General features: G+C 63.2%; 22 protein-coding genes and 1 pseudogene. 14 read left to right on the top strand and 9 right to left on the bottom strand.

Features of this window, described 5'->3' with window-relative positions:
* Positions 1-2 precede the first annotated feature (2 nt).
* The 4 genes from LU684_RS03410 (at position 3) to LU684_RS03425 (ending at position 4,747) form a co-directional block, all read left to right on the top strand.
* Entirely contained in the window at positions 3-542 is a 540-nt protein-coding gene (locus LU684_RS03410) for a type 1 glutamine amidotransferase domain-containing protein (RefSeq protein ID WP_016486337.1), read from the top strand.
* Between the two features lie 162 nt (positions 543-704).
* Complete coding sequence (locus LU684_RS03415) at positions 705-1,211, top strand: sigma-70 family RNA polymerase sigma factor (RefSeq protein WP_016486336.1); 507 nt, start codon at positions 705-707, stop codon at positions 1,209-1,211.
* Entirely contained in the window at positions 1,208-2,164 is a 957-nt protein-coding gene (locus LU684_RS03420; RefSeq protein WP_054888254.1) for a FecR domain-containing protein, read from the top strand. The genes LU684_RS03415 and LU684_RS03420 overlap by 4 nt, the downstream gene beginning before the upstream one ends.
* Positions 2,165-2,302: 138 nt before the next feature.
* On the top strand, positions 2,303-4,747 hold the full coding sequence (locus LU684_RS03425) for a TonB-dependent siderophore receptor (protein ID WP_054888253.1): 2,445 nt from the start codon (positions 2,303-2,305) through the stop codon (positions 4,745-4,747).
* A gap of 84 nt (positions 4,748-4,831) precedes the next feature.
* Here the strand turns inward: LU684_RS03425 and LU684_RS03430 are convergent, their stop codons facing one another.
* Together LU684_RS03430 and LU684_RS03435 are read right to left on the bottom strand one after the other, a co-directional pair.
* Positions 4,832-4,996: a DUF6021 family protein gene (locus tag LU684_RS03430; protein ID WP_176393845.1), complete on the bottom strand. Its 165-nt coding sequence runs from the start codon at positions 4,994-4,996 to the stop codon at positions 4,832-4,834.
* 90 nt (positions 4,997-5,086) lie between these two features.
* Positions 5,087-5,467, bottom strand: coding sequence for a low affinity iron permease family protein (locus LU684_RS03435; RefSeq protein WP_016486333.1), 381 nt, complete (start codon positions 5,465-5,467; stop codon positions 5,087-5,089).
* A gap of 164 nt (positions 5,468-5,631) precedes the next feature.
* Between LU684_RS03435 and LU684_RS03440 the strand changes: the two genes are divergently transcribed.
* Genes LU684_RS03440 through LU684_RS03460 form a run of 5 tightly spaced genes read left to right on the top strand, consistent with a single transcriptional unit; the run spans position 5,632 to position 9,936 of the window.
* Positions 5,632-6,552, top strand: a complete 921-nt coding sequence (locus LU684_RS03440; RefSeq protein ID WP_016486332.1) for a DUF72 domain-containing protein — start codon at positions 5,632-5,634, stop codon at positions 6,550-6,552.
* A complete protein-coding gene (locus LU684_RS03445) occupies positions 6,549-7,322 on the top strand; it encodes an endonuclease/exonuclease/phosphatase family protein (RefSeq protein ID WP_054888252.1) in 774 nt (257 codons plus the stop codon). The genes LU684_RS03440 and LU684_RS03445 overlap by 4 nt, the downstream gene beginning before the upstream one ends.
* Positions 7,319-8,521 (top strand): cardiolipin synthase ClsB, encoded by a 1,203-nt coding sequence (clsB, locus tag LU684_RS03450; RefSeq protein WP_016486330.1) that lies wholly within the window; start codon positions 7,319-7,321, stop codon positions 8,519-8,521. The genes LU684_RS03445 and clsB overlap by 4 nt, the downstream gene beginning before the upstream one ends.
* On the top strand, positions 8,521-9,480 hold the full coding sequence (locus LU684_RS03455; RefSeq protein WP_024717783.1) for a lysylphosphatidylglycerol synthase domain-containing protein: 960 nt from the start codon (positions 8,521-8,523) through the stop codon (positions 9,478-9,480). The genes clsB and LU684_RS03455 overlap by 1 nt, the downstream gene beginning before the upstream one ends.
* Positions 9,481-9,507: 27 nt before the next feature.
* Positions 9,508-9,936, top strand: a complete 429-nt coding sequence (locus LU684_RS03460) for a hypothetical protein (RefSeq protein WP_016486328.1) — start codon at positions 9,508-9,510, stop codon at positions 9,934-9,936.
* Between the two features lie 97 nt (positions 9,937-10,033).
* On the opposite strand, the gene LU684_RS03465 is transcribed toward LU684_RS03460, so the two are convergent.
* Together LU684_RS03465 and LU684_RS03470 are read right to left on the bottom strand one after the other, a co-directional pair.
* Positions 10,034-10,264, bottom strand: coding sequence for a metallothionein (locus LU684_RS03465; RefSeq protein WP_016486327.1), 231 nt, complete (start codon positions 10,262-10,264; stop codon positions 10,034-10,036).
* Positions 10,261-10,722, bottom strand: coding sequence for a hypothetical protein (locus LU684_RS03470; protein WP_054888251.1), 462 nt, complete (start codon positions 10,720-10,722; stop codon positions 10,261-10,263). The genes LU684_RS03465 and LU684_RS03470 overlap by 4 nt, the downstream gene beginning before the upstream one ends.
* A gap of 154 nt (positions 10,723-10,876) precedes the next feature.
* Between LU684_RS03470 and ligD the strand changes: the two are divergent.
* The 5 genes and pseudogenes from ligD to LU684_RS03495 all read left to right on the top strand — a co-directional run bounded on the left by ligD (position 10,877) and on the right by LU684_RS03495 (position 16,386).
* Positions 10,877-13,342 (top strand): annotated as a pseudogene (ligD, locus tag LU684_RS03475) (DNA ligase D).
* Positions 13,339-14,364 (top strand): acyl-CoA dehydrogenase, encoded by a 1,026-nt coding sequence (locus LU684_RS03480; protein ID WP_024717784.1) that lies wholly within the window; start codon positions 13,339-13,341, stop codon positions 14,362-14,364. The pseudogene ligD and the gene LU684_RS03480 overlap by 4 nt, the downstream one beginning before the upstream one ends.
* On the top strand, positions 14,361-15,131 hold the full coding sequence (locus LU684_RS03485; RefSeq protein ID WP_016486323.1) for a PIG-L deacetylase family protein: 771 nt from the start codon (positions 14,361-14,363) through the stop codon (positions 15,129-15,131). The genes LU684_RS03480 and LU684_RS03485 overlap by 4 nt, the downstream gene beginning before the upstream one ends.
* Entirely contained in the window at positions 15,128-15,727 is a 600-nt protein-coding gene (locus LU684_RS03490; protein ID WP_054888249.1) for a class I SAM-dependent methyltransferase, read from the top strand. Before LU684_RS03485 ends, LU684_RS03490 begins: the two co-directional genes overlap by 4 nt.
* Complete coding sequence (locus LU684_RS03495) at positions 15,724-16,386, top strand: glycosyltransferase (protein ID WP_016486321.1); 663 nt, start codon at positions 15,724-15,726, stop codon at positions 16,384-16,386. The genes LU684_RS03490 and LU684_RS03495 overlap by 4 nt, the downstream gene beginning before the upstream one ends.
* A gap of 1 nt (position 16,387) precedes the next feature.
* Here LU684_RS03495 and ku read toward each other — a convergent pair whose 3' ends face one another.
* The 5 genes from ku to LU684_RS03515 all read right to left on the bottom strand — a co-directional run bounded on the left by ku (position 16,388) and on the right by LU684_RS03515 (position 20,863).
* Positions 16,388-17,224, bottom strand: a complete 837-nt coding sequence (ku, locus tag LU684_RS03500; protein ID WP_016486320.1) for a non-homologous end joining protein Ku — start codon at positions 17,222-17,224, stop codon at positions 16,388-16,390.
* A 9-nt stretch (positions 17,225-17,233) separates the two neighbouring features.
* On the bottom strand, positions 17,234-17,371 hold the full coding sequence (locus LU684_RS30565) for a PSPA7_2676 family Cys-rich small protein (protein ID WP_016486319.1): 138 nt from the start codon (positions 17,369-17,371) through the stop codon (positions 17,234-17,236).
* A gap of 99 nt (positions 17,372-17,470) precedes the next feature.
* Positions 17,471-18,577 (bottom strand): carboxylate-amine ligase, encoded by a 1,107-nt coding sequence (locus LU684_RS03505; RefSeq protein ID WP_016486318.1) that lies wholly within the window; start codon positions 18,575-18,577, stop codon positions 17,471-17,473.
* A gap of 7 nt (positions 18,578-18,584) precedes the next feature.
* The gene (locus LU684_RS03510; RefSeq protein WP_016486317.1) at positions 18,585-19,538 is read right to left on the bottom strand and encodes a methyltransferase; all 954 of its coding nucleotides are present in this window, start codon (positions 19,536-19,538) and stop codon (positions 18,585-18,587) included.
* Positions 19,538-20,863 carry an iron-containing redox enzyme family protein gene (locus tag LU684_RS03515; RefSeq protein ID WP_016486316.1) on the bottom strand — a complete coding sequence of 442 codons (1,326 nt, stop codon included), beginning with the start codon at positions 20,861-20,863 and terminating at the stop codon, positions 19,538-19,540. The genes LU684_RS03510 and LU684_RS03515 overlap by 1 nt, the downstream gene beginning before the upstream one ends.
* Positions 20,864-20,875: the final 12 nt, after the last annotated feature.

Below are 20,875 nucleotides of genomic sequence, written 5' to 3' on the forward strand. Positions count from 1 at the left end.
CGATGAGTGCAAAACTGAGTGGCAAGCGCGTAGCCTTTTTGGTCACCGATGGCTTCGAACAAGTGGAGTTGACCGGACCGCGTGAAGCCTTGGAGAAAAACGGGGCCGTGATCGACATCCTGAGTGACAAGGAAGGCACTGTCCGCGGCTGGAACCATGACAAGCCGGCCGACGAGTTTGCGGTGGACGCGACGTTCGACAGCGCCCACCTCGACCTTTACGATGCCATTGTGCTACCGGGTGGGGTACAGAATTCCGACACCATCCGCCTGATACCTGGCGCCCAGAAACTGGTGAAAAGCCACAACTCGGCCAGCAAGCCGCTGGCGGTGATCTGCCACGGCGCCTGGCTGCTGGTGTCGAGTGGACTGGCCAAGGGCAAACGGATGACCAGTTACCAGACATTGCAGGATGATATCCGCAATGCAGGTGGTGACTGGGTCGATGAAGAGGTAGTGGTGGACGGCAACCTGATCACTAGCCGCAAGCCGGATGATATCCCCGCCTTCAGCGAGCAATTGATCAGGGCCCTTGCTGGCTAGCTGCCCGACCCGTGAACTGGCAAATACCTGGTTTGCCAGTTCAACACGCCAGCGCCGTTTGCATGCAATCACCTGACGGTTGCTGCAACGGTTTGCAAAACCGGCCCACCACCTTACAATCGCGATTAATTCCCATATGCATCTGATTAGCGGAAAGGTGAAGTGCCCATCGACGCCCCACTGCAACCCATCGACAGCCTGTATCGCGACCACCACGGCTGGCTGCAAGGCTGGCTGCGCCACCGCCTGGGTGATCGCGAGCGGGCGGCGGACATCGCTCAGGACACTTTCCTGCGCCTGCTGGTAACCCGCCGCCTGCCGGAACAGCGCGACGGCCGTCGATTCCTGGTGCAGATCGCCCGCAATCTGGTCATAGACCAGTGGCGTCGCCAGCGTATCCACCAAGCGTATCTGGAGAGCATCGCCGCCCTGCCCGAGCCAGAAACGCCGTCACTGGAAACCCGCGCAATCGTGATCGAAACCCTGATGCAGATCGACGCCATGCTCGACAAGATGCCTGCAAAGGTACGCGAGGCATTCCTGCTGTCGCAATTTGAAGGGCTGACCTACACACAGATCGCAGCGCGGCTGGACGTCAGCGTCAGCTCGGTGCAAAAGTACATGCTCCGCGCCATCACTGCCTGCTATCAGGTCCTGTACGCTGAATGAAGAACGTCAGCGAAGCCCCCCTCTCCCCCGCAATCGTCGAGCAGGCCAGCCATTGGCTCATGCTGCAATGGAGCGGTGAGTTCGAAGCGGCGCAACAGCAGCGCTTTCTTGAATGGCGCGCCGCGGACCCGGAGCACGATCGCGCATGGCGACGCCTGGAGCGCCTGCAAAGTACCCTGAGCGGTGTCCCAGCGGATACAGCACTAGGGGTGCTGCGCGAGCTGCCCGATGCACGTCGTCGGCAGGCGCTCAAGCTGCTCGGCACGCTGCTGTTGGCCGGCGGGAGCGGCTATCTGGTCCATTCACAATCCCCTTGGCGCGAAGCCACGGCAGACCTGCGCAGCGGCACTGGCGAACGCTTGCAACGCTCGCTGGACGATGGCAGCCAACTTAGCCTGAACAGCGGCACTGCGGTTGATATCCGGTACAACGCGTCGGAACGGCGCATTTGCCTGCTCGCTGGGGAGTTGTTGCTTGAAAGTGGTCATGACCCGGCGCATCGCCCGCTGATCGTTGAAACTGCAGCGGGAGAAATCCAGGCGTTGGGCACACGCTTTTCCGTGTACCAGCGTGAGGATGGCAGCCACGTCGAGCTGTTTGAAGGCGAGCTGGAGCTGCGTCCGCGGCAGTCGCCCGCCAGCCGCCTTCACGCAGGACAAAGTCGCTGGTTTTCCGCCAATCGCCTCGGCGACCTCGGGCCAGCCAACCTCAACACCATCGCCTGGCTAGACGGCCGCTTGATCGCCGAGCGCATGCCGCTGGGGCACTTCGTCGCCGAGCTGGCTCGCCATCGTCCCGGTGTGCTTCGCTGCGACCCCGCTGTAGCGCAGTTGCCACTGACGGGGGTGTTTCCCTTGGCAGACACCGACCGCGTGCTGATGGCAGTTCAGCAGTCGCTGCCCGTAAAAATACAGAGATTGACGCGCTTCTGGGTCAATGTCAGCCCGGCTTAGAAACGCACAAGACTGCTGGCCGTTTGCTGCCAGCCTGGAATGGCAAAAAAGAGTTTGTGCGGTGTTGTCGTTTTGGTCGAGTTGTACGGGATACCTCTTGAAACCCATCAACAAGCCTTCTCAAGAGGATCGTTCAGAGTGTCGCACCTGCCCACGCCAACCCGTTCACGGCTGACCCGCCACATCCTGCTTGCCAGCTTGCTCGGCGGCGCCCCTTTATTGCTTGCCATGCCTGCCGCACTGGCCTACGCAAGTGAACAGACACGCCATTACGCCATCCCGGCTGGGGGCCTTGATCAGGCGCTGAACCGTTTCGCAAGCCAGTCCGGCATCTTGCTGTCCGCAGACGCACAATTGACCGCTGGCAAGCATACCCCGGGGCTCAGCGGCACCTACTCGGTGAGCGATGGCCTCGCCCAGTTGCTGACCGGCACCGGCCTGCGCGTGCTCAAGGGTGAGGACAGCTACATCATAGAAGTGGCAGCGGACAGCGAAGGTGCCCTGGAACTGGGGGCGACTACCGTAACCGGCGCACTGCTGTCTGGCACCACCGAAGGCACAGGTTCGTACACCTCACGTTCAGCGCAGACGGCGACCAAACTGCCATTGTCCCTGCGCGAGACGCCACAATCGGTCACGGTCATCACGCGCCAACGCATCGAGGACCAGAACCTCGCCAACCTCAACGAGGTGGTGCAGAACACTCCTGGGCTCACCCTGCGCCGGACTGGCCCCGAACGATCCTCGTACTACGCCCGGGGGTTTTCCCTCGATAACATCATGTACGACGGCCTGCCCACCAGCCTGGACAGCTCACAAGTATCCCAGGACCTGCTGTCGGCCGACATGGCCATGTATGACCGGGTCGAAGTCGTGCGCGGTGCCACCGGCCTGATGCAGGGTGCGGGCAACCCTGCGGCGTCGATCAACCTGATCCGCAAGCGGCCGACGCGCGAGTTCCAGGCCAGCATCGAAGGCAGCATGGGCAGTTGGGACCGTTACCGCACCGAGGTCGATGTCTCCGGCGCGCTCAACGACAGCGGAACCGTTCGCGGCAGAATGGTGACGGCATATCAGACCGGCAACAGCTACCGAGACACACTGGAAAACGAACGCAACCTGTTCTACGGCATCCTGGAGGCCGACCTGGACGACAGCACCACCTTGACCCTGAGTGCATCGCGCCAGCAAGACAACAACAATGGCAACGGCTGGACCGGCCTGCCGGTGGGCTTTGACGGCAGCGACCTGCATTTGTCACGCTCTACTTCGCTGAGCAGCGACTGGGAGTATTGGGACAAGACCAGCGCCTCTGCCTACGCGGCACTGGACCACATTCTGGACAATGGCTGGAAGCTCAACCTCTCGGCCACCAAAACCTGGGCCGACCTCGACATGCTGGGCACCTATCTGGTCGCTAACACCACCACCCAGGCCTATAACCAGTTCGTCGGCGCGGGGCACTATCGGGAAACCCAGAACAGCTTCGACGCCTATGCCAGCGGCCCGTTTCGCCTGATGGACCGAGACCACGAACTGGTGGTCGGCGCCAGCCACCGGCGGGTGGTGTTCAACGGTGATGTGCCCTACAACATCTTGCTGAACAGCAACATCGACCTCTACAACTGGGATGCTGGCGCCACACCAAAACCGCCGAGCCAGGACAAGTACGGCTGGCAGAACACCAACGCCAAGCTCAACAGCGTTTATGCCACCACACGCCTGAGCCTGGCCGACCCGCTGAAGCTGATCCTGGGCAGCCGCCTGGACTGGTACGACAACACCACCACCTCCCCCTACAAAAGCACCGCCCCGAGCGAGCTGAAAGTCACCCGGCATGTCACCAAGTACGCCGGCCTGATCTATGACATCGACGAGCATCACAGCGTGTATGTGAGCTACACCGATATCTTCAAACCCCAGAACTACAAGGATGCTTCCGAAAACATCATTGCGCCGATCACCGGAAAAAACCATGAACTGGGCATCAAGGGTGAATACTTCGACGGGGCACTGAACGCATCGGCTGCCCTCTTCCAGATCGACCAGGAAAACCGTGCGAAATCGTTTACCGACGGTTGCCCTACTGCCCCGACTACCCCGTGCTACGAGGCGGCAGGCAAAGTGCGCAGCAAGGGCATAGAGCTGGAGGTACAGGGCCAATTGACGCCTGATTGGCAACTGGCTGCCGGTTATACTTTTGCCGAGGCCAAGTATGTCAAGGATACCAAGAAAGAAAACGAGGGCCGTCTGTTCGACACCGACATACCCCGCCATCTGTTCAAGATGAGCACGTCCTACACACTGCCGGGTCAATACAACCAGTGGCGTGTCGGAGCCTCCCTTTATCACCAGAATCGAATCTACAACAAGAACACCACCTTCATGATCGAGCAGGATGGCTACACCTTGGTGGACTTCATGTTGGGGTTCAAGCCGACCGAACACATCGATGCGCGCGTCAACCTTAACAACGCGTTCGACAAGAAGTACTACAACGCCCTCAGCAACTCTGTCGCGGTGCCGAGCAACGTTTACGGTGAGCCACGCAACCTGATGCTGTCGCTGAAGTACACATTCTGATAGCTGTGCTGCCCCCGGCTCTTGAACAGCCGGGGCAACAGATGGATGCCATGTGCGGCAGACATGCGTCCACGGTAGCTTGGCTCACGGTTTCTTTTCCACGTCCCTTGGTGCTTTCGCGGGGCCTTGGGGGTCCACTTGAGGGTCGTCCAGATCAGGGGAGTCCGGGTCGAAACCCAAGTCCTGATCAGTTGTTGCATGATCGGAAGAATGGGGGCCTTTCTGCCGCTGATCGTCGGGTTTGTTCATCATCTAGTCTCCGAAGTGTGAGAAATGTGGTTTGTTCACCGTCACGGCCTTGCCCTGTCTGAACAATGTCGTGGCTTGATCTTGAACACGTCAATGGGAGTCCTCCCTGCCTGGCCCCGCTTCGTCGTGCTCCCCCAGTTGCTGGTATCGCTTACGAAGCGCATGGAGTTCAGCTGGCCCCATATCTTCAAGGTCGAGCAACGCCTTGTGCGCCCGTTGGGTAGTGCGCAACAGTTCGTCAAGTTTGATGTGCAACTCGTCGCTATCACGGTTTTGGGTATTCTGGATCAGGAACACCATCAGGAACGTGATGATCGTGGTCGATGTATTGATGACCAACTGCCAGGTGTCGTTGAAATGAAACAAGGGCCCGCTTACGCCCCAGGCAATGATCAGCATAAAGGCAATAACGAACGTCAACGGCCGCCCGCTATGGTTGGCTAGCCATTGTGCAAACCGATCAAACTTCATGGCTGAGCCTCCTTCATGGTGTACCTCAGTGGAACCCAGGCATCCGGTGGAGGATTGCAACACCGGTAAAGTTCCCTTTTGCATGGCCATCCACTCGTCAATCGCACTGAACAATCCGGTCCCGGTTCCTGTCGCTACTGTTACATACAGGAGCGCAGGGACTTATGGTGAGCGAGATCCGCATCGGAATTTCCGGTTGGCGCTATGGCCCATGGCGCAAGGACTTCTACCCCGAGGGGCTGCGCCAGGACGACGAGCTGGCGTTTGCCTCGCGGGCAGTCAACAGCATCGAAATCAACGGTTCGTTCTACGCACTGCAAACGCCCGAGCGCTATGCCAAGTGGCGTGACGAGACACCGGAGGGGTTCGTGTTCTCTGTCAAGGCGCCGCGCTACATCACCCACGTACGCAGGCTGCGCGAAATCGACGAGGCGCTTGCCAACTTCTTCGCGTCGGGCCCCTTGCTGCTGGGTGACAAGCTGGGCCCCTTCCTGTGGCAGTTTCCCCCGAATCTGAAGTTCGACGCGCAGCGCTTCAGCGACTTTCTGGCCAAGCTGCCACGCGACCGCAAAGCCGCCCGCAGCCTTGCGCACCACGCCGCCGAACGCCTGCAAGGCAACGGCGGCACGGCCGTGCCGGGTAATGCGCGCTTGCGCCACGCCGTGGAAATCCGCCACCCCAGCTTCCTCTGCGACACCTTCATCGACCTGCTACGCAAGCACAAGGTTGCCCTGGTGGTCGCCGACAGCGCCGGCAAATGGCCCTATGTCGAAGAGGTCACGGCCGAGTTCGTGTACCTGCGCCTGCATGGCGATGTCGAACTGTACAGCAGCGGCTACACGGCCAGGGCGCTGCGCCGCTGGCGCCTGCGCATCCAGGCCTGGGCTGCGGGCAGCCAGCCTGAGGATGCTCAGCGTGTGGTGCGCCGCGCTCCGGCAAAACGCACCTCCCGTGACGTCTACTGCTACTTCGACAACGACCAGAAAGTCCACGCCCCCTACGATGCCCGCCGCCTGCTGGACAAGCTAGGCCTTGACGGCGAGTTGGTGACCGAACCAGGCGTCGAGCCGCAGGAGCCGCTATGAACCCGACACTGCCCGCCCCCCGCTGCATCATCGACAAGGTCACCGCCGTACATCGCCTGACGGTACTGACCCTCAACGTGCACAAAGGCTTCACCCTGTTCAACCGCCGCTTCATTTTGCCGGAGCTGCGCGAGGCGGTACGCTCGACCGGCGCCGACCTGGTGTTTCTCCAGGAGGTGCACGGCACTCATCACCATCATGCCGAGCGCCATCCCAAGTGGCCACAGACACCCCAGTACGAATTCCTCGCCGACAGCATGTGGCCGCAGTTCGCCTATGGCCGCAATGCGGTCTACCCCCATGGCGACCATGGCAACGCCCTGCTGTCCAAGTTCCCCATCCGTGCCCATGACAACCTGGATGTTTCGGTCCATGGCAACGAAGAACGGGGCCTGCTGCATTGCCAGCTGGAAGTGCCGGGCCATGAACAGGTGCACACCGTCTGCGTACACCTGGGCCTGCGTGAGGAGCATCGTCAGCGTCAGGTCGGCCTGCTGCTGACATTGCTGGACAGCCTGCCGCCGGATGAGCCGGTCATCGTCGCCGGCGACTTCAACGATTGGCGCCTGAAAGCAGATGCGCGGCTGTCGGGCCACCTGGTGGAAGCTTTCGGCAAGCCGGCACGCAGCTTTCCCGCGCGCTTGCCGATGCTGCGGCTGGACCGCATCTACCTGCGTAACGCACAAGCTTGCGAAGCACGGGTGTTGTCCAGATACCCATGGTCCCACCTCTCCGACCATGCCCCGCTGGTGGCGCAGGTGACGCTATGAAACTGAATTGGTGCGACGGCAACCGCGTCGAGTTGCTGATAAACGGCGAGCAGTATTACCCCCGCGTATTCGAGGCCATGGCCCAGGCACGCGAGGAAATCCTCCTGGAAACTTTCATCATTTACGACGACAAGGTCGGTCAACCCTTGCGCCACGCCCTGATCGATGCCGCGCGGCGCGGGGTGCGGGTCGAGGTGGCGGTGGACGGCTACGGCACCGCCGACCTGCCTGACGATTTCATCTCGTCGATGACCGAGGCCGGGGTGCGTTTCCATTCCTTCGATCCGCAACCACGGCTGGTGGGCATGCGCACCAACCTGTTTCGCCGCTTGCACCGCAAGATCCTGGTGATCGACGGGCAACGCGCCTTCATTGGCGGCATCAATTACAGTGCCGACCACCTGGATGACTTCGGCCCACAGGCCAAGCAGGACTACGCCGTGGAGGTCGTCGGCCCGGTGGTGGCCCAGGTGCATGCTTCTTCCTGCCGCATGCTCGCACCGGTGCTGGATGCCGCCAGCAGGGTTCAGCCGGGCGGCATCGCTTCAGGCCCGACGAGCGCCGTGCTGGTGGAGCGCGACAACCAGCGCCATCGCAACGATATCGAAGCCTGCTACCTGCAGGTTTTCCGTGAAGCAAGGCATCGTATCGTCGTGGCCAACGCCTACTTCTTCCCGGGCTACCGCTTGCTGCGCGAACTGCGCAACGCCGCCCGGCGCGGGGTCGAGGTGACGCTGATCCTCCAGGGGCAACCGGACATGCGCTGGGTACGCGCGCTCTCGCGGCTGCTCTACAACTACCTGTCGCGCGACGACGTGCGCATCCATGAGTACTGCCAGCGGCCGCTCCATGGCAAGGTTGCGTTGGTGGACAATGACTGGTCCACCGTAGGCTCAAGCAACCTCGACCCCCTGAGCCTGTCGTTCAACCTTGAGGCCAACCTGCTGATTCGCGACCCCGCGTTCAACGAACACCTGTACCAGCACTTGACCGAACTGAGCCGGGAGCACTGCAAGACCGTGACGCTGGAGCGCATGGTGCGCGGCTACTGGTGGCGTGCCCCGCTGATCTTTCTGGGCTTCCACATCACGCGCTATTTCCCGCGGATCGCCGGCTGGTTTCCGGCGCACCGGCAGCGCCTGCAGTCGCTGCAAGGCGACGGCGAGGCCCCGGCCGACTACCACGGGGGCAAGACATGATGGCCACTTCACGCTGGAAGACCTGGGGCAAGCGCTTGCTGACCGTGCTGTTCCTGGTGTTGATACCGGTACTGCTGTTCACCCTGGCACGTAACCTGGACTGGAACGAAGTCCGCCAGTCGCTGCTGGCGTACCGGCCCTCGACCCTGGCCTTGGGGTTGCTGCTGGCCCTGTGCAGCTACCTGGTATTCGCCAGCTACGACCTGCTCGCCCGCGCCTACACAGGCCACCACCTGCCGGCCCGACAGGTACTGCCGGTAGCGTTCGTCTGCTATGCGTTCAACCTCAACTTCACCACCTGGGTCGGTGGCGTTGCCCTGCGTTATCGCCTGTACAGCCGGCTGGGCCTGGATACCCCAACCATCACCCGCATCATCACCTTGGGGCTGTTGACCAACTGGATGGGCTACCTGCTGCTGGCCGGTACGGTATTCGCCCTGGGCTTTGTGAAACTGCCGGAAAGCTGGGCGGTGGGTGCCAGCGGCCTGCGCCTGATCGGCGTATTGATGGTGGCGGTAGCGTTGGCATACCTGTGCGCCTGTGCCTTCGCCACGCGGCGCACGTGGGCGCTGCGCGGGCACGAAGTCACTCTGCCGAGCCTGCGTATGGCCCTCTGCCAGGTGGCGCTGGGCGCAAGCAACTGGGCGCTGATGGCAGCGCTGATTCACCTGCTGTTGCCCCCTGAGCTGTTCTATCCCTCGGTGCTGGGTGTGTTGCTGATCAGTTGCGTCGCCGGCGTGGTCGCTCACATTCCTGCCGGACTCGGCGTACTGGAAGCCGTATTCCTGGCGCTGCTCCACGGCCAGCTAGGCCAAGGCACCCTGGTGGCCGCACTGCTCGGCTATCGGACGTTGTACTACCTGATCCCGCTGCTAATGGCGGTGGTGACCTACCTGATCCTCGAAAAGCGTGCCAAGGCCTTGCGCAGACAGGCCGGGGCAGCCCTCGACAAGCGCTGACGGGCCCTGGTGCCCGGGAGGTATATCATGCGATTCGCTCTGTACATGGCAATGCTGGGCACCCTGAGCAGCGGGCAGGTGCTGGCCGAAGGTTGCGACGTGGTCACCCGCTCATCCAGCGAGGCGGTCAAACCGGTGCAGCAACACACCTGTTACAGCTACGGCAACATGCCCGCTGAGGCGATTGCCTGGTCGTGCAGCAACGAAAGCAAGGAAATGTTGAACAGCCAGAAGCGTCGGGTGGAGCGTTGCCCCGACGGCAGCGTTGGCAGCTGCATCGCGCCTCTGACGCAGGAGACGCTGGCCAACCCCGATGCCGCTGGGCGTGATGAGCCTGCCACCCGCCCTGCACTACCCAAGGATGCGCGGATCATCACCTACTACTACGACACCCCTGGCTTGGGCCAGGCACGTAGCGATTGCGAACGCAACAACGGTGTCTGGCAGACCCATTGAGGGCGTAACTCAAACCAGATGCGTGACGGGTGAGTTTCCACATGATCTGAACAACGTCCTGTCGCTCTCCCGTCTCACATCTGTCAGCCACTGGGCCTCATGGCGAAATCGGATCGCTCGCCGGGAATGTTTCATCCAGTGCATTATCGACATTGGATTCTTTCGACTCAGCCAACTCACCACACTTGCAGTCGCTCATACGACAGGGCTCGCCGTTGCGATGGCCCTTCGCACAGGCTTCGCAGCAATAGGCCTTGCCATCCTGGACCACAGCATTGGCATCCACTGTGCAAGAACAATGGGTGCAGGAACAGCGTTGCTCGTTCATCTCGGCTCTCTCCCTTCGTCATCGGGTACCACGTCATCGGTCCACAGCTCGCCGTCCAGCGGCGCGGAGCGAGCCAGTTCGGCCTCGTCCAGGCCGAACCCACCACCGATCTCGTGGGCCTGCACCTGGCGCAAGGTCTTGTCCGCCGGGCCGCCGCTGCCAGGCTCATCCGGATCGCGGGCACCGGTCTCATCGAGCAGCGTATCGGGGCTCAGGTCATCGAGGGTGACATTGTCCTCGTGCAGGCTGTCGCTCAGCGCCTCGCCGCCGGTCATCCCGCTTTCGGCGACACGCCGGGGCGGATAATCCTCGGCGATCTCCCGCGCCGGTCGCTCGTCGCCGACACGCCCCTGGCGTTCATCGCGGCGTTCGCTGAAATCCAGCTCGTGGACGCTGCCCATGCGGTCCTCGGTGTCGTCGATCTCAATGGGCGGTCTTGGGTCATCGGGTGTGGACATGAACGTTCTCCGTCTGTGGGCTTCACTCGGTCGACCCTCCCCAGCGGCAAATGATTCAGAGTTTCTGCCAGCCCCCACCCCTCGCATTTTTTGAACTCCTCGCGCCACCGCCGCCTCCCAATCCTGAGACCCGCGAACCCTTCCGGAGCCCGTCATGGCCAAACCCCTACAGGAGTACCAGCGCAAGCGCGACTTCAATGCCACGCCCGAGCCGGCTGGTAAACGCGCCCGCCCCCGCTCGGCCCATGCGCTGCAGTACTGCATCCAGAAGCACGATGCCAGCCACCTGCATTACGATTTTCGCCTGGAGCTCGACGGCACCCTCAAGAGCTGGGCCATCCCCAAGGGCCCCTCACTGGATCCCAAGGTCCGGCGCCTGGCAGTGCATGTAGAGGATCATCCGCTGGATTACGCCAACTTCGAAGGAAGCATCCCTGAAGGCCACTACGGCGCCGGCGATGTCATTGTCTGGGACCGGGGTGTGTGGGAGCCCGAGGGCGACCCGCGCGAAGCCTATGCAAAGGGCAAGCTGCGCTTTCGCCTGCAGGGCGAGAAACTGTCAGGGGTCTGGAACCTGTTCCGCACTCACCTGGCCGGCAAGAAAGAGCAGTGGATGCTGGTCAAGTCCCATGATGGGCAGGCACGCAGTGAAACGGACTACAGCATTGTCGAGGCCCTGCCGGACAGCGTGCTGAGCGAGCGCACCCTGCCCCCGCGCAGCCCGGCCAAGGCGACCACCACCAGGCACAAGCGAGCCGGCCGCAAAGCCCTGCCGGATATACTCCAGCCGCAACTGGCCACGTTGGTCGATTCCCCGCCAAGCGGCGATTGGCGCTACGAAGTCAAGTTCGACGGCTACCGCATCCTGGCGCGTATCGACGGTGACGACATACGCCTGTTTACCCGTAATGGCCACGACTGGAGTGCGAAGATGCCCCGGCAGGTCGAGGCGCTCAAGGCCCTGGGCCTCGACTCGGCATGGCTGGACGGCGAGATGGTAGTGGTCGACGACAACGGCGTGGCCGACTTCCAGGCTTTGCAGAACGCCTTCGACACCGAGCATGACGAGCGCATCACCTACTACCTGTTCGACCTGCCCTGGCTGGGCGGTGAGGACCTGCGAGCACTGACGCTGCAACAGCGCCGTGCAACCCTCGCCCGGTTGCTGGAAGGCCATGCATCGCAGGTACTCAGGTATTCCGCCGATTTTGAGGAGCCCGTCGAGTCACTGCTCGACAGCGCCTGCCGACTGGAACTCGAAGGCTTGATCGGTAAACGTGCCGACAGCCCTTACGTTGGCCGGCGCAGTAGCGACTGGGTCAAGCTCAAGTGCAAGCAGCGCCAGGAATTCGTGATCGTCGGCTACACCGACCCCAAGGGCAGCCGCAACGGCTTCGGCGCCCTGCTGCTGGCCTTGCACGACCACGACAGCGGCCAGCTGCGTTACGCCGGCAAGGTCGGCACGGGCTTCAGCGCGGCCACCCTGGACAGCATTCACGCCCGCCTCAAGCCGTTGCAAACCGACAGATCCCCCTTGCCGAAACCACCTACCGGTGCCGAAGCCCGCGGCGTGCATTGGCTCAGGCCACAGCTGCTGGCAGAGGTCGCCTATGCCCAGATGACCCGCGAAGGCATCGTGCGTCACTCGGTGTTCCACGGCCTGCGTGACGATAAACCTGCCACCGCCATCGACCTGGAGCGAGCAATGCCCACCAAGCGCGCAGCACAGACAGAACCCGAGAACCTGGGCACCCTGCGCCTGACCCACCCCGACCGCGTGGTCGACGCAACCACGGGCACCACCAAGCGCGAGGTCGCCCAGTACTACGCTCAGGTCGCCGACTGGCTGCTGCCCCAGCTCAAGGACCGACCTGTAGCCCTCGTCCGCGCCCCGGATGGTCTGAGCGGCGAACTGTTCTTTCAGTAAAACGCCGGCCAGCTGCATATTCCCAAGGTGCTCAGCTACAACAAGGCCCAGGCCGGCCAGGCGGCCATGGTGCTCAACGGCGCCGAAAGCCTGCTGGGCGCGGTGCAGATGAACACGCTTGAACTGCACACCTGGAATGCCACCACCAAGGATTTCGATAAACCCGACCGCTTTGTCCTCGACCTGGACCCTGACCCGGCGCTGCCGTGGAAAGCCATGCTCGAGGCCACCCAGCTGACCCTTACCCTGCTCGACGAACTGGGCCTGAAGGTGTTTCTCAAGACCAGCGGCGGCAAGGGCATGCACCTCGTCGTACCCTTGACCCGACGCGCTGGCTGGGACGAGGTGAAGGACTTCAGCCATGCCCTGGTCAATCACATGGCCGGGCTGTTCCCTGATCGTCTCAGCGCCGTGTCCGGGCCGAAGAACCGGGTCGGGCGGATCTTTATCGACTACCTGCGTAACGGCAAGGGTGCCACCACCGTCGCCGCCTACTCGCTGCGGGCCCGCGAGGGCCTGCCGGTGTCGGTGCCGATCTGGCGTGAGGACCTGAGCCAGCTCAAGGGTGCCAACCAGTGGAACATCGGCAACCTTCACACGCGGCTTGCACAGGTCGAAGACCCGTGGGCCGAAATGGGCAAGACACGCCAGTCGATCACGTTGCGTATGCGCAAGCAGTTGGGAATTGCATGATGGAACTGACCCACTTCGATTCGTTGTTACACCGTTTTGCTCACCGTTCGCAGGCCATCGAACGCGACGCTTCGCTAATAGAACTGATGCAGGCCTTGCAGGGCGACCGGCTCGACGTACTCCCGTTGCCCGGCCAGGGCTGCACGCTCGAACGCTGGCGCGTCCTGGCGCGGGTCGCCGGTTACGATCTAAGCCTGGCCAAACTCTATGAAGGCCATACCGACGCCTTGGCAATCCTCGCCGAATGCGGCGCCGCCCAGCATGCCTTCAACGGCATTTGGGGCGTGTGGGCCGCCGAGCCGCCAGATGCCCGGGCATACATTGTCGAGCGGGACGGTGAACGCGTGCGCCTGCAAGGCCGCAAGGCTTGGTGTTCGGGCGCGTTGCAGGTCGACCGTGCCCTGCTGACGGCCTGGGAAGACGACCAGCCTCAGTTGGTGGCCATCGAATTGCCTCATCCCAGCCAGCGCATCTTGGCCGAACATTGGCAGGCCGTAGGCATGGCCGCCACCCGCAGCGTTGTGATCGAATTCGACGACTCGCCAGGGCTGGCCATCGGTTCGCCCGGCCAGTACCTGTCCCGTCCTGGCTTCTGGCAAGGCGGCGCGGGTATCGCCGCTTGCTGGTATGGCGCCGCCGAGGCACTGGCCGGGTACCTTCACGAACAGTGCCGCAAACCCCGGCGCGACCCGCATGCCGATGCGCATCTGGGCGCAGTCGATGCAGCCTTGTACGGTGCCCGTGCCGCCCTTCGCGAATGCGCCACCTGGATCGACCTTCACCCTCAGGATGACGCCAGCTTCGAGGTGCGGCGCACCCGCGCCCAGGTCGAGCAGGCGGTCGAGCAGGTCATTCAGCATGCCGGCCGGGCGCTCGGTGCCACGCCGTTCTGTTGCAGCAGCCATTTCGCCCGGCTCAGTGCCGACCTGCCGGTATACATACGCCAGAGCCACGCCGAACGCGACCTGGCCGAGTTGGGCCGGCAACTGACCGGCCTGCCGGCGGGAGCATGGCAACTATGAGCCAGAACTTGATACAGGCCGCGCAAGGCACACCGTGGAGCGCCTGGCAGCATTCTGCTCAGTTGGCCCGCGCCAGCTGGACGCTGCCCGAGCAGTTGTGCCCACCCGGGAGGCGCCTGGTGCTGCTGGCTCCGCACCCGGACGACGAAATCCTCATGGCCGGCGGGCTGCTGGCCAGCTTCCAGGGACGAGAACAGGACGTGCTGCTTCTTTCTGCCACCAATGGCGAGGGCAGCCACCCGCATTCCTCACAATGGCCAGAGCGCCGCCTGCGCCATCAGCGCCCACTGGAAAGCCGCCATGCCCTGCAACTGCTTGGGCTGGACCTCAACCGCCTCGACTGGCGACGACTCAACCTCAAGGATGGCGCGCTGCCCCACGATGAAGCCTTTTTGGTCAACCACCTGAACCAGTTGCTCAAACCTGGCGACCTGCTGCTGACCACGTGGCGCGGCGACGGCCATTGCGACCACGAAGCAGCAGGTCGCGCCTGTGCCCAGGCGGCCCAGACCAGGCGTGTACAACTCGCTGAGGCCCCAGTCTGGGCCTGGCACTGGGCAAGCCCCGACGACCCGCGCCTGCCCTGGCCCCGCGCACACCGCGTGCAACTGTGCGATGAGCACCTGGCGCTCAAGCGCCAAGCCCTCGCTGCACATGCCAGCCAGTTGCAGCCTGATGGTGATCGCCCACCGGTTGTGCCGGAACAGCTGCAGGCTTGCCTGTTGCAACCATTCGAGCTGCTCTTTCTGTCAACGGAGGCAACATGAGCCTGGACGCACAGTACTTCGCCGACTTGTACGCCGGCAACGATGACCCCTGGGCCTTTCGTACCCGCTGGTACGAACGGCGCAAGCGCGAGCTGACCCTGGCCAGCCTGCCGCGCCAATGCTACGAGCGCGTATTCGAGCCGGCCTGCGCCAACGGCGAGCTGAGCGTTCTGCTGGCCGAGCGCTGCGCCAGCCTGTCGTGCCAGGACATCGACGCGACCGCTGTGGCCTTGGCCCGTCAACGGCTTGCAGGCGTGAGCCACGCCCATGTCGAACAGGGCCACCTGCCGGGCGACTGGCCGGGCGGTCAGTTTGACCTGATCGTGTTCAGTGAGATCGGCTACTACCTGGACCCCACCGACTGGTTGCAGGTGATCGAGCAGTCGGTGGCCAGCCTGGCGTATGACGGTGGTTTGCTGGCCTGCCACTGGCGCCATCCCATCGCCGGCTGCCCGCAGGATGGCCGCGAGGTGCATGCCCTGCTGGCCCGGCATCTGCCACTTTACCCAGTGCTGCGCCACGAAGAGGCGGATTTCCTGCTCGAATACTGGTCGTGTCAGCCCAGCGTCGTGGACCTTGACGAGATCTGCCCATGATCGCCGTCATCATCCCCGCGCACAACGAAGCGCGCCGGTTGGGGCGCTGCCTGACTGCGGTCAAACAGGCCGTGGCACACGCCGAGGGGGCTGGGCTGGCGGTGGAGGTGCTGGTGGTGCTCGATCGCTGTGTCGACGCCAGCGCGCGCATCGCCCGCCGCCACGGCGTGCATACCCTGGAACTGGAGGCCGGCAACGTCGGCATCGCCCGGCGCCTGGGGGCGGCGTGGATGATCGAGCGCGGTGCCCAGTGGCTGGCCTTCACCGACGCCGACAGTCGCGTGCCCAGGCATTGGCTGGTGTCACAGCTGCAATGGCACGCGGACGCGGTGTGCGGCACGGTGCACATCGAACGCTGGCAGCCTTGGCAGAACGCAGCGTTACGCCAGTTGTACCGCAGCCGTTATCAGGCCCGTGAAGGGCATCGGCATATCCATGGCGCCAACCTCGGCGTATGCGCCAAGGCCTACGAGCGCGTGGGCGGCTTCCAGCCATTGCCGGCGCATGAAGATGTGCAACTGGTGCTGGCCCTGGAAGCCAGCGGCGCACAGATCGTCTGGACCGCAGCGCACAGCGTGGCCACCAGCAGCCGGGTGGACAGCCGTGCGCGCGAGGGCTTTGGGGACTATCTCAAGGGGCTGGGGGGACCGCTTGCGTAACTCATGAAGCCTTGCGCGGTCGCTTGGCCGCCGGCTTCTTCGCTTTGGTCTTGCCGCCGAGGCTGCGTTTAAGCAGCTCGGTGAGGTCGATGATGTCGGCGCCCTTCTCAGCCGTCGCGCCCTCGCCTTTGTCCACGGTTTCGATCTTGCCTTTGCTGGCTTTCTCCTCCACCAGGTCGAGGATGGTCTGGCGAAACGCATCATGGTACTCATCGGGCGTCCATTGCCCGCTCATGTCCTCCACCAGGCGCCTGGCCATGTCCAGCTCACGCTTGTCGACCTTAGTCTCGGTCACGCTCTTGTCCAGTTCCAGCGTATCCAGCCCGCGCACCTCCTCCGGCCAGCGCAGGGTGATCAAGACCAGTGCATCTTCCAGCGGGCGCAGCAGGGCCAGGTGCTGGCGGGTGTGCAGCACCACGGTGGCCAAGGCCACCTTACCGGTGCTGTGCAGGGTCTCGCGCAGCAAGGCATAGACCTTGCCACCACGACGATCGGGGCTCAGGTAGTAGGGGGTGTCAAACTGTTGCAGCGGAATGTCGCCGGCGTCGACGAACGAGAAGATGTCGATGGTCTGGGTCGCCTCGGGCCTGGCCTTGCGGATTTCTTCCTCGCTGATCACCACGTAGCGGCCCTTTTCGTACTCCACCCCTTTGACGATGTGCTCCTTGTCGATGTCCTTGCCGGTCACCTTGTTCACCCGCTTGTAGCCAACCGGCTCCATACTGCGCTTGTCCAGCCAGTCGAAGTCCACTCGCTCACTGCGCACGGCGGTATTCAGCGAGACGGGGATGTGCACCAAGCCAAAGCTGATCGCGCCTTTCCAGATTGCCCTCGCCATGGTCGGTTCCTATGCATCGAAAGATTGGCCGGGATGGCTGTAGCGCAACGCGCCACAGCGTTCGCAACACTGGCAGTGAAGGCCGGCGACTTCACTCACCAACAGGCTGCGCCATTGGCAGCCTCGCAGCAGGCAGACGAATTTCATCAGCCACCTCCCTGGCCCGAGAAATACAGGCCCTTACTGTGACTGACTGCGCGGCGCCGAGAAGGTTTATCCGGATTTGCCGGGCAGCCATCAGGCCACCTACCGGAAGTCACTCATCACTTGCCCGTACACTGCGCGCATCGCCTGACGGTTATCCAGGCCCTGTTCACGGGCCAGTACGAAGGCTTGGCGCTGGCGATCGGCGCTGCTGCCCTCGCGCAGGATGTGCCGCGCTTGGATGAATGAACGCTCGGCATCGGCGGTGTCAGCCGGGCACTGCTGCTGCAACTGCATCAGCCAGCCCTCGGCGCTGACCGGCTGTTGCGCGTGGACACCGATGAAGGTGGCCAGGCGGCCCTGACGCAGGGCGCGCCAGTAGTTTTCCTGGGTGACCCAGCGCATCTCGCGGCTGGCGGGGTCATCGTGGCGGGCCAGCGCCTGCTCGACCAGGTGGCGAAACAGGCCGGCAACGGCCAGGGCATCCTCCAGCCGCGGGCAGCCATCGCAGATACGCAGCTCGACCGTCGGAAACCGCCGCGAGGGCCTGATCGCCCACCAGAAGTCACCGTCCTCGGCCAGGCTACCGGTACGTTGCAGCAATGCCCGGTAGCGCTGGTAGGCACTCCAGTCCGGCAACGGCTCTGGCAGCCCCATGTGCGGCCATTCCCCGCACACTGCGCGGCGATAGCTCATGTAGCCGGTATCCTCACCGCCCCAATACGCAGACGAAGTACTGAGCGCCAACAACAAGGGCAGCCAGTACAGCACCCGATTGATCACCCGCATCCGATCAATGCCCACCGGTACGCCGACGTGCACGTGCAGGCCATTCAACAGGCTGCGCCGGGCCACCAGCTGGTAATCGTCGAACAACTGGCGATAGTGCGGGGAGCCACGTGGGCGCTGACGCAGCCACTGGGCGCTGGGGTGGCTCGCCGCGCCGTACAGCCCCGCTCCCTCGTTGGCCAGCGCCTGGGCCAGGCACTGTCGCCGCTCGCCAAAGAACTCACGCGCCTGGTGCAACGTGTCGAAAACCGGCGAAGCGATCTCTATCTGGCTATGGAACATTTCTTCGGCGAACCACGGGCCCAACGCGTCCCGACAACAGCGGGCCACGGCTGCTGACGGAGCCGCCATGACCTGCCCGGTGGCCAGCTTCACCAGCAGGTATTCTTCCTCGATGCCAAACGTGCACTGCCGCGCCACGACGCTATCAGCCGCGACGGGTGACGGTCAGGGCCACGGCGGCAATGCGCTCGACCTGCTCGTAACCGGGTTCAAGCAATTGCTCACCGAATACGTCTGGGTCCAGCTCACGATAGAACCAACTGAACGCAGGCCCTGCCAGGCGTAACCGCACGGCTTCGAGCAGCGCGTCGCGCCCCTCGACGATGGCGACACCGGTGTACAGCAGCAACGTGCCCCCGGGCGACAGGCGCTCCCGGGCTTGGTCGACGATGCGCAGCGACAGCTCGGCACCCAGTGCGCCGCCGCCGTGGCGGTAGGCGCGCTGTCCGGCGTCAAGCATGTACGGCGGGTTGGCGACGATCAGGTCGAACGTACCTGCGATGTCATTGAGCAGGTCACTGTGCTCGACCGAGACATTGGCCACACCGGCCAAGGCGGCATTGATGGCGGTGTAGCGCAATGCCATAGGGTTGATGTCCACTGCGCAAACCTGAGCGTGTTGGGCGGCGCGAGCGATCACCAACGCCCCTACACCGCTGCCACAGCCGATGTCTACGGCATGCTGCACGCGCTCGGGCGTGCTGCTCAAATGATCGTGTATCAGCTGGGCGAAACGGTAGCTGTCGGGGCCAAAGAACACCGCGTCGCGGCTGTCCGTTGGCCAGGCAGCATGTACCAGCAACAGATCGTCCAGGCTGGACCAGCGCACAGTGCTGCGCCACAGCGCACCTTGGGCCTCCAGCACGCCAGCGAGGCGCAGCTGCGCCAGTTCATCGGGGCTGAGCAGTGACGCGGCGAACGGCCTACTCCAGCCGAACACATCACGCAGGGTACGCGCCTGCTGCGCATCGGCCCGGGCATTGACCCTGGCCTGGGTCGCCGGCGTCACGCAAGTGAAACGATAGCCGTCGGCACGCAGGCGACGCCCCAACTGCAACAAGGCCTCATCGGCACGGATCTGGTCTTGGTCGAGCAGCATCAGTAGAGCCCTCCTTGCATCAAGCCGGTGGCCTGAATGAACGCGCGGGTGGCCTGCAGGCCCTGGGGGGTAGCATGCCGATTGCCAGCCATCGCTTCGATCAGCGCAGCCATGTCTGCAGCCGGTGGCGCAAGGGGTGTTTCATCTGCCAACTGCAAGGCGTGCTCCCACTGCCCTGGCAGCACCCGACGGATTTCTGCGCCTTGCCAGTCTCCGGCGATCCAGTCATGCCAAAGCTGCTTTTCATAAGCATCGAACACACCGAACATGGCCGCTACAGGGCCTTCTATCAGCGACCAGAAGCGGCTTTGTCGGGGATCGTTGTCGCGCTTGATCCAACCCTGAACCTGTAGCGCCTCCAGAAAATCAGGCATCGCGCCGGGTTCGGCAAGCCACTGGTTGATGGTGCGTCCTTGCAGGCGACAACGGTCCGAATGCATGCACTGGCCATAGATGCGCTTGCGCTCCAGCGCGCCGAGCAATTCGGCCTGCAGGTCGAACGAGGCGATCAACGACGGCGTGTCGATCCCCAGGTCATTAAGACGGTAGCCATGCCTGACACGCTCGTAGAACGCGGGTTTCTCGTCCCGCACCAGCTCGGTGAAGCTCTCTACGGCGCGGCGCGCATGGCCGCTGGCGGCATTATCGATGGTCACATGCAACTGGAAGTAATGGGCGTCGATACCCAGCTCGGCCAGCTCGTGGGTGGTGATCAGCAGATGCAAAGGGGGCTGTTCGTAACCCAGGTTGTAACCGATCACTTCTGGAAGAAAACGCTCGCAGTGCTGGCCGAGCGCCAGTTGCAACGCGCCCTGCAGGTAGCGAGCGGGGTCAAGCGATGGCTCCTGCAGGCAACCCAGGCGACTGAGCAAGCGCTGGTAGATCAACACGTGATTGCAGCGTGGGTCACCGTCTCCGAGTTCTTCGAGGAAGGTGCGGATCAGCCCATGGAAGCGCGGGTCCTGCCAATGCCATAGGGCTCCGTGTAGCCAGGCGCCGTCGACCGCTTTGGTCGGCGCGACTTGCTGCAGAAACCACAAGGCATGGGCCCGATTGGCAAAAAAACGACGGGGGCCGCCCTGACGCCGTTGTTCCAGGTAGGCCGCATGCTCGCTGGCGACACGTCCCGCATGGTTATCGGCCCATTGCGGGAGTAGCCCAGGATCATCTGGCAGGTCGTCGCAAAGCGCACGGGCCAGATGCAGTTGCTCTTCCAGCCAGGCCTCGGTGGTGGGCTCCGGGCCCTCAAGTAGCGCTCGATAGCGATGCTCCAGCCCTAAGTCGGCATTTTGAGGTCTTATACCTGCCTTTGTGGTTGCCACCATGCCCTGTACCTC

Origin of the sequence: Pseudomonas sp. NMI542_15 (genome assembly GCF_021283425.1) — a bacterium.
Classification (GTDB): Bacteria; Pseudomonadota; Gammaproteobacteria; order Pseudomonadales; family Pseudomonadaceae; genus Aquipseudomonas; species Aquipseudomonas fortuita.

What these genes read in the sequence shown, in the direction of transcription:
- LU684_RS03460 (WP_016486328.1), top strand. Translation starts at nt 9,508, where the DNA reads ATGCGATTCGCTCTGTACATGGCAATGCTGGGCACCCTGAGCAGCGGG.
- LU684_RS03440 (WP_016486332.1), top strand. Translation starts at nt 5,632, where the DNA reads ATGGTGAGCGAGATCCGCATCGGAATTTCCGGTTGGCGCTATGGCCCA.
- LU684_RS03485 (WP_016486323.1), top strand. Translation starts at nt 14,361, where the DNA reads ATGAGCCAGAACTTGATACAGGCCGCGCAAGGCACACCGTGGAGCGCC.
- LU684_RS03435 (WP_016486333.1), bottom strand. Translation starts at nt 5,467, where the DNA reads ATGAAGTTTGATCGGTTTGCACAATGGCTAGCCAACCATAGCGGGCGG.
- LU684_RS30565 (WP_016486319.1), bottom strand. Translation starts at nt 17,371, where the DNA reads ATGAAATTCGTCTGCCTGCTGCGAGGCTGCCAATGGCGCAGCCTGTTG.
- LU684_RS03480 (WP_024717784.1), top strand. Translation starts at nt 13,339, where the DNA reads ATGATGGAACTGACCCACTTCGATTCGTTGTTACACCGTTTTGCTCAC.
- LU684_RS03430 (WP_176393845.1), bottom strand. Translation starts at nt 4,996, where the DNA reads ATGAACAAACCCGACGATCAGCGGCAGAAAGGCCCCCATTCTTCCGAT.
- LU684_RS03470 (WP_054888251.1), bottom strand. Translation starts at nt 10,722, where the DNA reads ATGTCCACACCCGATGACCCAAGACCGCCCATTGAGATCGACGACACC.
- LU684_RS03455 (WP_024717783.1), top strand. Translation starts at nt 8,521, where the DNA reads ATGGCCACTTCACGCTGGAAGACCTGGGGCAAGCGCTTGCTGACCGTG.
- LU684_RS03495 (WP_016486321.1), top strand. Translation starts at nt 15,724, where the DNA reads ATGATCGCCGTCATCATCCCCGCGCACAACGAAGCGCGCCGGTTGGGG.
- LU684_RS03515 (WP_016486316.1), bottom strand. Translation starts at nt 20,863, where the DNA reads ATGGTGGCAACCACAAAGGCAGGTATAAGACCTCAAAATGCCGACTTA.
- LU684_RS03510 (WP_016486317.1), bottom strand. Translation starts at nt 19,538, where the DNA reads ATGCTGCTCGACCAAGACCAGATCCGTGCCGATGAGGCCTTGTTGCAG.
- LU684_RS03420 (WP_054888254.1), top strand. Translation starts at nt 1,208, where the DNA reads ATGAAGAACGTCAGCGAAGCCCCCCTCTCCCCCGCAATCGTCGAGCAG.
- clsB (WP_016486330.1), top strand. Translation starts at nt 7,319, where the DNA reads ATGAAACTGAATTGGTGCGACGGCAACCGCGTCGAGTTGCTGATAAAC.
- LU684_RS03445 (WP_054888252.1), top strand. Translation starts at nt 6,549, where the DNA reads ATGAACCCGACACTGCCCGCCCCCCGCTGCATCATCGACAAGGTCACC.
- ku (WP_016486320.1), bottom strand. Translation starts at nt 17,224, where the DNA reads ATGGCGAGGGCAATCTGGAAAGGCGCGATCAGCTTTGGCTTGGTGCAC.
- LU684_RS03490 (WP_054888249.1), top strand. Translation starts at nt 15,128, where the DNA reads ATGAGCCTGGACGCACAGTACTTCGCCGACTTGTACGCCGGCAACGAT.
- LU684_RS03410 (WP_016486337.1), top strand. Translation starts at nt 3, where the DNA reads ATGAGTGCAAAACTGAGTGGCAAGCGCGTAGCCTTTTTGGTCACCGAT.
- LU684_RS03465 (WP_016486327.1), bottom strand. Translation starts at nt 10,264, where the DNA reads ATGAACGAGCAACGCTGTTCCTGCACCCATTGTTCTTGCACAGTGGAT.